This window comes from uncultured Clostridium sp. (assembly GCF_963527835.1).
Classification (GTDB): domain Bacteria; phylum Bacillota; class Clostridia; order Clostridiales; family Clostridiaceae; genus Clostridium.
In genome coordinates, this window is sequence record NZ_CAURTC010000002.1 from 66,354 (window position 1) to 79,708 (window position 13,355).

A 13,355-nucleotide genomic window follows, 5' to 3' on the forward strand; every position below is an offset into this window, starting at 1 on the left:
AAGTAAAAAGATGGCACCTTCAAACTTAGAAGTAGGTTCAATGTGTATTATATCAAAACTAATGATTATTGTAAATAAATATTATTTAACAACTATTTCTTCTTTCTCTGCAAATAATTTATTATTTTTAAGTTCATTTACTAAATCATCTACAGAATCAAATTTCTTTTGATCTCTGACTTTTTTTATAAAGTGAACTTCTATGGTCTTTCCATAAATGTCATTATCAAAACCTAAAATATTAGTTTCTAAAGTAATCTCTTTGCCATTAACTGTTGGATTATTTCCTACGTTAGTGATTCCTCTATATATTTTATTATTGACTCTAACATTAGTATAATATACACCTATTTCTGGTAAAATAATGTCTTTATTATATTTTAAATTAGCTGTCGGAAACCCCATTTTTCTTCCAATCTCTCGACCATGTACAATTTCACCTTTTATAAAATACGGTCTATTTAGCATGATACTAGCTTCTGAAACATTACCTGCTTCTAATTTTTTTCTAATTCTAGTACTACTTATAACTTCATCTTTATATGTGCATGAATCCATAACATGTACTTCATATCCATATTTTTTCTCAAGTTCTTTTAAAAGTTTAGTATCACCTAAATTTTTATATCCAAATTTATAATTAAAGCCTACTACTATTCCTTTTATATTTAAATTAACACATAAAAATTTTATAAATTCTTCTGGTGTTATTTTCATAAATTCTTCATTAAAATTTGCAAAATATGCTATATCAATACCCTTATCTTCTAACATTTTTATCTTGTCATCATTTTCCATCAAAAGTTTAAGAGTATTATTTGGATTTATAAATTTTCTTGGATGATTTTTGAATGTAAAGACCATACTTTTACCATTATTTTTTCTTGCTATCCTAGTAACTTCATCTATTAATGATAAATGCCCTATATGTAATCCATCAAAACTTCCAAGAGCAACATAATTATCATAAGTTTGTACATCTTCAAAGTTGTTTTCTATAATAATCATTTTTATTACTCCCACTTTAAAATAATAACTTTTGTATCTTAAATCCTTTGCTGTCTTTACTACCAAGTCCTATAAAAGTATTTTCTTTATCGTATACTCTATACAAAATATCATTTTCTATAACTTCATCGCTTAATCTTCTATCATATACCTTTACTCCATTTACTAATAATTTTGTAAATGAAGTATTTACTGTTAATTTAGGATAAGATGAAAGTGCATCTTCTATACTTATTATATAGTCTTTAATATTTTCTGGTGTTAAGTCTTCAATATTAACACTATTTTCTTCTTTAAATACAGAAGTTTCTGTTCTTATTAAATCAACCATTGTTGCTCCTACATTTAGTTTTTCACCAATGTCATAACACAAACTTCTTATATATGTACCTTTTGAACATGTAACTTTAAAAGACACATAAGGCAAATCATATTCAATCTCACAAATATCATAAATAGTAATACGTCTAGCTTCTCTTTCAACTTCAATCCCTTGTCTTGCAAGTTGATAAAGTCTCACTCCATTTTGCTTCAATGCACAGTACATTGGTGGAACTTGATCATATCCTCCTAAAAAAGAAAGGATGGTTTCCTTTACATCATTTTCTTTTATATGAGAGGTATCTCTTTCTTTTACAACTTCACCTTCTAAATCATAGGTAGTTGTATTCTTACCAAGCAACAATTTTACCTTATATACTTTTCTAGAATTCATTATATAATCTATAATTTTAGTTGCTTTTCCTAAACAAACTGGTAAAACACCTTCAGCTTCTGGATCAAGAGTTCCTGTATGTCCAACTTTTTTTTCTTTTGCTGTAAATTTTATTTTTCTAACTACATCAAAAGAAGACATTCCCTTGTTTTTAAATACGTTTAATACACCATTCATAGCTTCATCTCTTCTTTTATTGTTTTTAGTAAATTGTTTTTAGCTTCTTCTAAATTTACACCTTTTTGAAGGGCACCTGCTGCTTTAATGTGTCCACCACCACCGTATACTTCTGCTACTTTTCTTACATCAACATTGTTTTTTGATCTTAAACTAGTTTTAATTCCTTTTTCTGATTCTTTTAATAATATAGCAACTTCTATGCCCTTTATTCCAAGACCAAAAGAAATTATATCTGAAGTATCTGTTGTTAATAAATTAAATTTTTCTAGTATATGATACGGTATTTCCATTACTGCTACTTTATTATTTAATGCTAATTCTAAATTTGATAACACATAACCCATTAATTTTATTTTATTAAATTCCCTATTATCAAAAAGACTGCTGTGTACTTTACTATTGTCTAATCCTAACTCTATAAGTTCTGAAGCTATTGTGTGTGTTCTCTTTGTAACATTAGAATGTCTAAAAGAACCTGTATCTGTAACTAAAGATGTATAAATTGCTTTTGCCATCTCTAAATTATTCTCGTCTTTTTTACTAAGATCAATACCTAATTCTTTTATAAGTAAATATGATATTTCCGCTGTGGCTGCTGCTTTAGGATCTACATAATTTATATAACCATATTGTTCATTTGATAAATGATGATCAATATTTATAATTTTTCCATTATAATTATCTAAATTTGCAGAAATTCTCTCTACATTACCACAATCCATTACTATAACTAAATCAGTATATTGGTCTGGTTCTAGTGTATTTCCATCAACTTCTTCAGATAAAGAAAGGAAAGAGAGGTTATCTTGGATAACATCTCTTGAAATAATATAAGCATCTTTTCCTATAGTTCTAAGTGCTTTAAGCAATGATAAAGTACTTCCTATAGCATCTCCATCAGGAGATGTATGAAAAGATAATCCAATCTTTTTAGCTTTTAATATCTCTTCCTTTATACTTTGTAAAGACATTATTTATCTTTTACCTTTTGAATTAACTCATCAATATGCATTGCATAATTTATTGAGTCATCTAATTCAAATAATATTTCTGGGTTGTGTCTTACATTTATTCTTTGACCTAAGATTTTTCTTATAAATCCACTAGCACTCTTTAAAGCCATAAAGTTATCCTTCTTTTCTTCCTCTTTTGTTGAGAATATACTTACATATACCTTAGCATATCTTAAGTCTTTAGTAACTTTAACATCTGTAACAGAAATCATAGCAGTAAGTCTAGGGTCTTTAATTTCATTTTGAATAATGTTACTTATTTCTCTTTTAAATTCTTCGTTAATTCTGCCGCCTCTATAGTTTGGCATTTACATCACCTCTTTATAGCTCTTTTCTCTTGATTGCCTCCATCATAAAGCACTCAAGGATATCGCCTTCTTTAACGTCATTGAATTTTTCTACTGTCAATCCACATTCATATCCAGTATTTACTTCTTTAACGTCATCTTTAAATCTCTTTAATGATGATAAGTTTGATTCAAAAATAACTATACCATCTCTTATAACTCTTGTTTCAGCATTTCTTTGAAGCTTACCATTTAATACATAACAACCAGCAATTGTTCCGACATTTGAAATCTTATAAGTTTCTCTTACTTCTGCTGATCCTAAAATCACTTCTTTATACTCTGGTTCAAGCATTCCTATCATAGCTGATTTAACATCATCTATGGCATCATAAATTATTCTATAAGTTTTTATCTCTACATTTTCTTTATCAGCTTGTGCTACTGCATTATTATCAGGTCTTACATTAAATCCAATAACTATTGCATTTGAAGCAGTTGCTAAAGTTATGTCAGTTTCTGTTATTGCACCAACACCACCATGAATTACTCTTACTTTAACATCATCTGTTGAAAGTTTTTCTAGTGATTGATTAATAGCTTGAACTGATCCTTGAACATCAGCCTTTACTATTATACCAAGTTCTTTAACTTTTCCTTCTTTAATTTGACTATATAAGTCTTCTAAAGAAACTCTATTACCACTCATTAATGAGTCAGATTTTTCTTTATCTTTTCTCTTATCTGCCATTATTCTAGCTGTTTTTTCATCTTTCACTTGATTAAATCTATCTCCAGCTTCTGGAACTTCTGAAAGACCTAAAACTTCAACTGGAATTGATGGACCAGCAGATTTGATTTTTTTACCTGTATCGTCAAACATTGCTCTTATTCTACCATATGTAGATCCTACAATAATTGCGTCACCAACATGTAAAGTACCATTTTGAACTAATAATGTAGCAACTGGACCTCTACCCTTATCAAGCTTAGCTTCGATTACTGTTCCTTTTGCTTTTCTTTCTTTGTTAGCTTTAAGTTCAAGCATTTCAGCTGTAAGTAATACCATTTCAAGTAGTTTTTCAATATTTAAATTGCTCTTTGCAGATACTTCTTCACATATAGTATCTCCGCCCCACTCTTCTACTACTAATCCATGTTCTGTTAATTCTTGTTTAACTCTATCTGGATTTGCACCTGGTTTGTCAATTTTATTTATAGCAACAACCATTGGTACGCCAGCTGCCTTACAGTGATTAATTGCTTCTTTAGTTTGAGGCATGATTCCATCATCAGCTGCAACAACTAATATAACTACATCTGTTACTTGTGCTCCACGTGCTCTCATTGCTGTAAAAGCTTCATGGCCTGGAGTATCTAAGAATGTAATTTCTTCACCATTTATATTTATAGTGTAAGCTCCTATATGTTGAGTTATACCACCTGCTTCTGTATCAGTAACTTTTGCTTTTCTTATAGCATCAAGTAAAGATGTTTTACCATGGTCAACGTGACCCATAACAGTTACTATTGGTGGTCTCTTTTCAAGATTCTCTTCATCATCTTCTTCAGCTTCAACTGCTTCAAGTTCTTCTGTAACTTCTAACTTTTCTAGTATTACACCATAGCTTTCACATACTTTTTCAGCTGTTGCAAAATCTATTTCTTGATTTATTGCTGCCATAACGCCTGAGAAAATTAATGTTCTGATAACATCATTTGAAGGTTTATTTAATTTTTCAGCTAATTCCTTAACTGTAATAGTTTCTCCAATTTCAATTACTTCAGTCTCAAGTTCTTCATTTTCATCATCTTTATCTTCTCTTTTGTTCTTTTTTCTTTTCTTTTTAGCTTTGTTAAGTTCGTTTTGTAGAATTTCTTCATATTCATCAACTAAACTTTTTGCTTCTTCTGAACTTCCTTGAGCATATTCTGGTTTAGTTGCTAATAATTCTTTGATTAATTGAGCTTCTTCATCCTCAATGGCACTCATATGATTTTTAACTTCCACACCAAACTCATCCATTAATAATGTTATTAAATCTTTTGAACTCACATTAAGTTCTTTTGCTAATTCGTATACTCTTATTTTTGACATAAAGTCACCCCCGTTATTATTATCTACTCATATATTGTTTCTCCTCCTCATATATTTTAAGCAATTTTTTTGCCATATTTTTATCTAGGATTCCTAGTATCATAATTTGATCACGACCAATAGGACTTCCTAATTCTTCTTTGGAGAAACTATTAATATATGGTATATTTCTTTGAATACAATGTTTTATAAATTTTTCTTTTGAAGACTGTGATAAATCATTAGATATTATAAATAAATAAATATCAAGTTTATTTCTTAAATCGTCACATTTACTATAACCCTCTAACAAATTTCCTGATTTTTTTGCAATACCTAAAAAATTATAGAATTTATTCATTTTCTATTTCATCCTTTAGTCTTTCATATATTTGTTCACTTATAGAGCTATCTAAGTTTCTATTTAATCTTTTAGCTTTAAATGCTTTTTCGAAACATTCTATATCTCTACAAATGTAAGCACCTCTACCTGATTTTTTACCAGTTAAATCAACTGATATATCACCTTCTGGACTTTTTACTATTCTTATTAGTTCTTTTTTAGGTTTCATTTCCATGCAACCTGTGCACATTCTTAGAGGAATTTTCTTAACTTTCATTAAAAACACCTCGCCTATTCTTCTATATCTTCACATTTAAGATCTAATTCAGCTACATTTTCTATAGCTTCTTCTGACATATCTATATCTTGATCCATGGCCTTTTCTTCTTCTGCTTCTAAAGCTTCTTGTTGTGACTTGCTTTTTATATCTATTTTCCAATTAGTAAGTTTTGCTGCAAGTCTTACATTTTGGCCTTCTTTACCAATAGCTAATGAAAGTTGATCATCAGCAACTACTATTTTAGCTGATTTGCTCTCTTCATTTACTTCTGCACTTATTACTTTTGCTGGACTTAATGCATTAGAAATAAATTCTGCTGGATCTTTACTCCATTTTATTATATCTATTTTTTCATTTTTAAGTTCATTTACTATGTTTTGAACTCTAACACCTTTAGGACCTACACAAGCTCCCATTGCATCTACTTCTTCATCATTAGAATACACAGCTATCTTACTTCTTGATCCTGCTTCTCTTGAAATACTCTTAATTTCAACTACTCCATTGAATATTTCTGGAACTTCTAATTCAAATAATCTCTTAACTAAACCTGGATGTGTTCTTGAGACATGAACTTGAGCTCCTTTTGAAGTATTTTTAACTTCAACTATATATAATTTCAACTTTTCATTAAATCTATAGTCTTCATTTGACATTTGTTCATTAGGACCTATTATACCTTCAATCTTGCCTAAACTAACAAAAACCATACCTTTATCTTTTCTTAATATAGTACCTGTTATTATATCAAATTCTTTTTCTTTATATTCACTATAAATTATATTTCTTTCAGCTTCCTTAATTCTTTGTGTAACTACTTGCTTTGCAAGTTGAGCTGCTACCCTTCCAAAGTTCTTAGGAGTTACTTCTAAATCCACAATATCATCTACTTCATACTTAGGATTAATTGCTTTGGCTTCTTCTAATGAAATTTCTGTTACTTCATCATACACCTCATCAACAACCATTTTTTGAGCATATACGTGAATTTCCCCATTTTCTCTATTTATACTTATCTTAACATTTTGCGCTGATGTATTTAAATTTGCATAATTCTTTTTATACGCAGCAACCATTGCATCTTCAATAGTAGTAAAAAGTAAATCTTCTGATATTCCTTTTTCCTTTACTATCTCTTTAAGAGCCCCTACAAACTCCTCATTCATTTTAATCTCCTCCTTATTTATATTTCTCCCTCTAAGTTTGCCCCTTTTATTTTTTCAGTTGGAATTTTTAATTCTTTTTCTCCCTCAACTGTTATAAACTCATTGTCCGCTTCCTTCAATATACCTTGTATTTTCTTCATACCTTCTAAAGATCCATTAAATCTTACTAAAACTTCTCTTCCAATAAACTTTTTAAAATGTTCTTCTTTATAAAGTCCTCTATTTAATCCAGGTGAAGAAACTTCTAAATAGTATGAATCTTCAATTGGATCTTCAACATCTAGCATTTCACTAACTCTTCTTGAAACTTTTTCGCAATCATTTAGTGATATACTATCTTCTTCTTTATCAATATAAATTCTTAAATAATATTCGCCATTTTCTTTTACATATTCCAAATAGTATAACTCATATGATAATTCTTCTACTATTGGTTTAACTAATTCTTCTACTTTTTCAAGTAACATATCTTTTCTCAAATTTATGAAACCTCCTCTGCTATATTCAGTTTTAAAATTAATGCATTCGTTTTTAATTATAAAATCATAATCAAAAACGCAACTATATTAAAGTAGTTGCGTTACAAATAGAAAGAGCGGGTAATTTCCCACTCCACTTTTATAGCCTATTGACATTAAAAACTAAGTACATAATATCATAAATAATAGATAAATACAAGAGTTATAAATAAAAGCTTGAATTTTAGATATTAATTCATTCTTTTATTTTAAGCTAAAGGTATATTTTTAAGTCTTAGTATTTCTAGAATAAAGATAATTGATTTGTTTCTGATAAACCATCTAAGCATCCATGACTGCTTAAACTTTCTATAACGGTTTTTGAAACCCCTGCTCTTATTCTTAAATCTTCTTTAGATATAAATTCACCTTTTACCCTTGCTTCCACTATATTTTTGGCTGCATTATCCGCAACTCCAGGCAAAGAATTTAATGGTAAACGAAGTGCTCCATCTTCAATTTTAAATTTTATTCCTTCTGATTTATATAAATCTACTCTTAAAAATTTCACTCCCCTTTTATAGGCCTCAAAGCATAATTCTAATACAGTTATTAATCCCTTGTCTTTTACACTTGCATTATTTCCAAGCTCATATAATTCTTGGAGTTTTGTATGCACAGCACCGTCTCCAAGACATACTAAATTCGCATCAAAATCATCAGCTCTAACTGTAAAATACGTTGCATAATATGCTTCTGGATAATATACCTTGTAATATGCTATTCTAACAGCCATCATTACATATGCAACCGCATGACCTTTAGGGAACATATATTTTATCTTTTTACATGATCCAATATACCATTCTGGTACTTCATGTTCTTTCATAAGTTTTTCATCATCTTCTGAAAGACCTTTTCCTTTTCTTACTTTTTCCATTATTGTAAATGCGTTCTTTGGTGGCAGTCCTTTATACATTAAGTAAACCATAATATCGTCTCTTGTTGCTATACAATCTCTTAATGTAGTAAAGCCTTCTTTTATATAATATTGAGCATTATTAAGCCAAACATCTGTACCATGTGAAAGTCCTGATATTCTTACTAAATCTGCAAAAGTCTTAGGCTGTGTATCAACAAGCATTCCTCTTACGAATTTAGTGCCAAATTCAGGAAGTCCATAGCTTCCAACTTCACATTCTAGTTCCTCTTTTGTAACGCCTAATGCTTCTGGCGATGTAAAAAGACTAAGAACTTTTTCATCATTTAAAGGTATTGTTTTCGGATCAAGTCCTGTTAAATCTTGTAACATTCTAAGAACAGTAGGATCATCATGACCAAGTATATCTAATTTTAATAGTCTACCACTAATTGAATGATAATCAAAATGTGTTGTTACAACATCTGTATCATTATCATCAGCTGGATGTTGTATAGGACAAAAATTATAAATTTCATTATCAGCTGGTACAACCATTATTCCACCTGGATGCTGTCCTGTAGTTCTTTTTATCCCTGTACAACCCAGTGTAAGTCTTTCTATTTCAGCTGAAGAGGTTATAATCTCTCTTTCATCTAAATATTTTTTTACATATCCATAGGCTGTTTTCTCTGCTACTGTTCCAATTGTTCCTGCTTTAAATGTATGACCTTTACCAAATAGTACTTCTGTATACCTATGTACTACACCTTGATACTCTCCTGAAAAGTTAAGGTCAATATCAGGTTCTTTATCACCTTCAAAGCCTAAGAATGTTTCAAACGGTATATCATGACCATCTTTTATATATGGTACATTACAATCAGGACAATTTTTATCCGGTAAATCTGCTCCTGAACTTATGGAACCGTCTAAAAAGAATTCAGATTTCTTACACCTAGGACATACATAATGCGGTGGTAATCCATTAACTTCAGTAATATCAGACATTGTTGCTACAAATGAAGATCCAACTGATCCTCTTGATCCAACCAAATAACCATCTTCCGTAGATTTAGCAACTAGCTTTTGCGCTATTAGATATAATACGGCATATCCATTATTTATTATAGAGTTAAGCTCTTTATCTAGTCTTTTTTGAACTACCTCTGGAAGAACTTCTCCATAAATAGCATGAGCTTTATTTAATGTCATATTCTTTATATCTTCTTCTGCACCTTCGATTTTAGGTGGATATGTTTCATCGGGTATTGGCTTTAACACATCTATACTATCAGATATTTTTTTTGGATTATCAATAACAACTTCTTTTGCAATATCTTTTCCTAAATAAGAAAATTCTTTTAACATTTCTTCTGTTGTTTTTAAATAAAGTGGTGGCTGATTATCTGCGTCAGAAAAGCCTTGCCCTGCCATAATTATTTTTCTAAAAGCTTCATCATTAGGATTTAAGAAATGTACATCACCTGTAGCAACAGTAGGTTTATTGCATTCCTTACCTAATCTATATATTTTTCTATTAATCTCTCTTAATTCTTCTTCATCTTTAACTGACCCTTTTGCAATAAGGAAATTATTATTAGCTATAGGTTGAATTTCAACATAATCATAAAACTCTATAATTTCTTTTATTTCATCATCGCTTCGTCCTTCTAATACAGCTTTATATACTTCTCCTGCTTCACATGCAGACCCTATAATTAGGCCTTCTCTAAATTCAGAAAGTAGAGTCTTTGGTGTTCTTGGTCTTCTAAAGAAATTATCTATATGAGATTTAGATATTAATTTGTATAATTTTTTTAATCCTGCTTGCGTCTTAGCTAAAATAATAATATGGTAAGTTGGTTGCTTTCTTATATCCACTTTTGATAAAAACAAATCATTTAAGGATTTCAAATCATTTATTTCAAACTCCTCTTCTATCTTCTCAAAAGATTTTAAAAGTATATCTGCTGTTGCTTTTGCATCGTCTACTGCTCTGTGATGATTTTCAAGAGAAATTCCCAAGAATTTAGCAACTATATTTAGTTTAACCTTTTTTAATTCAGGATATAAAAATCTGCACAATGTAACTGTATCCAATATTGGAAGATTAAAGTTTATATTTAAATCTCTGCAATTCTTCTTTATAAAACCAGTATCAAATGCTGCATTATGTGCAACTACTACAGTATCTTCACAGAACTCCATAAATTTCGGAAGTATGTTCTCTATTATGTCTGCATCTTTAACCATATTATTATCAATGCTTGTAAGTTGTGTTATTTTATATGGAATATCTCTTTCTGGATTAACAAAACAGCTAAATTTATCTATAATTTCACCACTTTTAATCTTAACTGCTCCAATTTCTATTATTTTATCATTAATTGGGGAAAATCCTGTTGTTTCTAAATCAAAAACAACAAATGTATCATCCAATGTATAACCTTTTTCATTTATTACAAGAGGAACCCCGTTATTAACTAAATAACCTTCAACTCCATATAATATCTTTATTTTATTTTTTTTAGAAGCAATTTGTGCTTCTGGATATGCCTGCACTACACCATGATCTGTTATTGCAATTGCTTCATGCCCCCATTTTGCAGCAGTTTCTATTATTTTAGATGCACATGTAATACCATCCATACTACTCATATTAGTATGAAGATGAAGTTCTATTCTCTTTTCCTGAGCTCCATCCATTCTATGAATTTTTTTCATTCTAGCTATATCTCTACCCATTATTACTACTTCTCTTGCATAAGTATCAAATACAGCTTCACCTCTAACTTTACAATAAAGCCCTTTTTTGACTTCATCTAATACCGCTTCTTTTTCTTGAGGTTTTAAGAAACACTTTACAGTGATCGAACTTGTATAGTCTGTAATATAAAAGGTTAATATGGTTTTTCCTGTTTTAGTTTCTATAATATCTGTTTTGAAAATTTCACCTATAATAGCTACATATCCCGTTGTTTCATCTATATCTTTTATAGGGGTAGATTCCATCCTTATACCTCTTCCAAGAATAGTATTTTCATCCTTTGGTTCTTTCTTATAAGAAGCATAATTTGGTTTATTATCATTTTTTCTATAATTATTTTCACCAGATTTTTGTGCTTTAGATACTTGTGAACTAGAACCACCTGAACTTACACTTCTATTATTCATAACTTCTTTTATTATTTTAATATTTTCTTCTTTTTTGCTTGTTTCATATTCTTCACCAATCATTAAATTAGAATCAAAACTAAAATTAACTTTTGTTGAAATACTAAAAATATCTTTTATATTATTTTGAAGCAATTTATCTATTTTCTTGTTTAAAGCATGATTTATTAAAGTTTCATTTCCTGAATATATATTTATAACTTTTTCATCAACTTTTCTGTTCTTTGAATACAATATAGAACGACATAGAGGATGTTTCTTTGCTATTTCTTCTGCAACATTAATCCAATATTTTGAGTTAATTTCTTCTAATGATGTATTGTTAACATCTAAATAACATAAAAATTCTATATCTATATTAAATCCCAAATTATCTATAATTAACTTTTTCAAATATTCTTCTTCTTGACTTGTAAGTGATTCCAATGATTTCAGCACTATTTTTAATATTTGACTTTTTTTATAAAACTGAAATCTTAATAGTCTTATTTCTTTATTTTCTAAAATTTCATTCTTATTAATTTCTTTTGTTAATTGTTTTATAAAGTCTTGACTAATAAGAACCACTCTCCTCTCTAAAGAAATAAATAGAGGGATTTTCATCCCCCTACACTTCTTTTTATATTATAATGCTTAATTTATAAATCACAAAATATCCTTTTTATCTTCTAAACTAAATATTATTTATTTCTTCCATCAAAGCAGTTATTAACTCTTCTTCTTTAACTTTTTTAATTATTTCGCCTTTTTTAAAGATGATTCCTTCACCTTTACCTCCTGCAATTCCAATATCTGCTTCTCTTGCCTCTCCTGGACCATTTACAACACATCCCATAACAGCAACTTTAATATCTTTATTACAATTTTCTAACCTTTTTTCAACTTCATTTGCTATATTAATAAGGTTAATTTGAGTTCTTCCACATGTAGGACAAGATACAAAGTTTACTCCACCTTTTTTTAATCCTAATGACTTAAGTATCTCTATTCCAACTTTAATTTCATCAACAGGATCACTAGTTAAAGATACTCTTATAGTGTCTCCTATGCCTTCTGCTAAGAGAGTTCCTATTCCTATACTTGATTTTATTGTTCCCTTAGTTACAGTTCCCGATTCTGTAACACCTAAATGAAGTGGATAGTCACATTTATCTCCTATTAGTCTATAGCAATCTATCATCATCCTAACATCCGATGATTTTATTGAAATAACTATATTATAAAAATTAAATTTTTCTAAAATTTTAACATGTCTTAAAGCACTTTCAACTAAACCTTGTGCTGTAGGTTTTCCATCTCTAACTAAAATGTCCTTTTCTAAAGAGCCAGAGTTAACGCCTATTCTTATAGGTATGTTTTTTTCTTTACATTTTTCTGCAACTATTTTTACTTTTTCTTCGCTACCAATATTTCCGGGGTTTATCCTTAATGCAGATACACCACTTTCTATTGACTCAAGTGCTAATCTATAATCAAAATGTATATCAGCAACTACTGGCATTGGCGATTTAGTTGTTATTTCCTTTAACACCTTAGCTGCATCCATATCTAACACTGCGCATCTAACTATATCACATCCAGCTTTGTATAATTCATTTATTTGATTTAATGTATCTTCTGCATTTCTTGTATCAGTAGTAGTCATTGATTGAATAGTTATTGGTGCATCTCCACCAACATAAATGTTTCCAACCTTAACTTTTCTTGAAATTCTTCTTTCCATTTTTTCATC

The 13,355-nt window shown here is 29.3% G+C and carries 11 protein-coding genes; all 11 read right to left on the bottom strand.

The window, feature by feature from the left end; genetic code table 11:
- Positions 1-81: 81 nt before the first annotated feature.
- A complete protein-coding gene (locus tag RYM86_RS01585) occupies positions 82-1,008 on the bottom strand; it encodes a bifunctional riboflavin kinase/FAD synthetase (RefSeq protein WP_315076932.1) in 927 nt (308 codons plus the stop codon).
- Between the two features lie 16 nt (positions 1,009-1,024).
- On the bottom strand, positions 1,025-1,900 hold the full coding sequence (gene truB / locus RYM86_RS01590; protein WP_315076934.1) for a tRNA pseudouridine(55) synthase TruB: 876 nt from the start codon (positions 1,898-1,900) through the stop codon (positions 1,025-1,027).
- Entirely contained in the window at positions 1,897-2,874 is a 978-nt protein-coding gene (locus RYM86_RS01595; protein ID WP_315076936.1) for a bifunctional oligoribonuclease/PAP phosphatase NrnA, read from the bottom strand. The genes truB and RYM86_RS01595 overlap by 4 nt, the downstream gene beginning before the upstream one ends.
- A complete protein-coding gene (gene rbfA / locus RYM86_RS01600) occupies positions 2,874-3,224 on the bottom strand; it encodes a 30S ribosome-binding factor RbfA (protein WP_315076938.1) in 351 nt (116 codons plus the stop codon). The genes RYM86_RS01595 and rbfA overlap by 1 nt, the downstream gene beginning before the upstream one ends.
- Positions 3,225-3,237: 13 nt before the next feature.
- A complete protein-coding gene (gene infB, locus RYM86_RS01605; RefSeq protein WP_315076940.1) occupies positions 3,238-5,301 on the bottom strand; it encodes a translation initiation factor IF-2 in 2,064 nt (687 codons plus the stop codon).
- 19 nt (positions 5,302-5,320) lie between these two features.
- On the bottom strand, positions 5,321-5,641 hold the full coding sequence (locus RYM86_RS01610; protein ID WP_315076942.1) for a ribosomal L7Ae/L30e/S12e/Gadd45 family protein: 321 nt from the start codon (positions 5,639-5,641) through the stop codon (positions 5,321-5,323).
- Positions 5,634-5,900 carry an RNase P modulator RnpM gene (rnpM, locus tag RYM86_RS01615; protein ID WP_003372910.1) on the bottom strand — a complete coding sequence of 89 codons (267 nt, stop codon included), beginning with the start codon at positions 5,898-5,900 and terminating at the stop codon, positions 5,634-5,636. Before rnpM ends, RYM86_RS01610 begins: the two co-directional genes overlap by 8 nt.
- A 14-nt stretch (positions 5,901-5,914) precedes the next feature.
- Positions 5,915-7,069: a transcription termination factor NusA gene (gene nusA, locus RYM86_RS01620; RefSeq protein WP_315076949.1), complete on the bottom strand. Its 1,155-nt coding sequence runs from the start codon at positions 7,067-7,069 to the stop codon at positions 5,915-5,917.
- Positions 7,070-7,086: 17 nt separating this feature from the next.
- On the bottom strand, positions 7,087-7,548 hold the full coding sequence (gene rimP, locus RYM86_RS01625) for a ribosome maturation factor RimP (protein ID WP_315076952.1): 462 nt from the start codon (positions 7,546-7,548) through the stop codon (positions 7,087-7,089).
- Positions 7,549-7,831: 283 nt separating this feature from the next.
- Positions 7,832-12,226 (bottom strand): PolC-type DNA polymerase III, encoded by a 4,395-nt coding sequence (locus RYM86_RS01630; RefSeq protein ID WP_399547057.1) that lies wholly within the window; start codon positions 12,224-12,226, stop codon positions 7,832-7,834.
- A 70-nt stretch (positions 12,227-12,296) separates the two neighbouring features.
- Positions 12,297-13,346 (bottom strand): flavodoxin-dependent (E)-4-hydroxy-3-methylbut-2-enyl-diphosphate synthase, encoded by a 1,050-nt coding sequence (gene ispG, locus RYM86_RS01635; protein WP_315076955.1) that lies wholly within the window; start codon positions 13,344-13,346, stop codon positions 12,297-12,299.
- Between the last annotated feature and the right edge of the window lie 9 nt (positions 13,347-13,355).

Coding starts and splice junctions, on each gene's coding strand:
- ispG (WP_315076955.1), bottom strand. CDS start 13,346: ATGGAAAGAAGAATTTCAAGAAAAGTTAAGGTTGGAAACATTTATGTT.
- RYM86_RS01585 (WP_315076932.1), bottom strand. CDS start 1,008: ATGATTATTATAGAAAACAACTTTGAAGATGTACAAACTTATGATAAT.
- RYM86_RS01595 (WP_315076936.1), bottom strand. CDS start 2,874: ATGTCTTTACAAAGTATAAAGGAAGAGATATTAAAAGCTAAAAAGATT.
- nusA (WP_315076949.1), bottom strand. CDS start 7,069: ATGAATGAGGAGTTTGTAGGGGCTCTTAAAGAGATAGTAAAGGAAAAA.
- truB (WP_315076934.1), bottom strand. CDS start 1,900: ATGAATGGTGTATTAAACGTATTTAAAAACAAGGGAATGTCTTCTTTT.
- RYM86_RS01610 (WP_315076942.1), bottom strand. CDS start 5,641: ATGAATAAATTCTATAATTTTTTAGGTATTGCAAAAAAATCAGGAAAT.
- rnpM (WP_003372910.1), bottom strand. CDS start 5,900: ATGAAAGTTAAGAAAATTCCTCTAAGAATGTGCACAGGTTGCATGGAA.
- infB (WP_315076940.1), bottom strand. CDS start 5,301: ATGTCAAAAATAAGAGTATACGAATTAGCAAAAGAACTTAATGTGAGT.
- rbfA (WP_315076938.1), bottom strand. CDS start 3,224: ATGCCAAACTATAGAGGCGGCAGAATTAACGAAGAATTTAAAAGAGAA.
- RYM86_RS01630 (WP_399547057.1), bottom strand. CDS start 12,226: ATGAAAATCCCTCTATTTATTTCTTTAGAGAGGAGAGTGGTTCTTATT.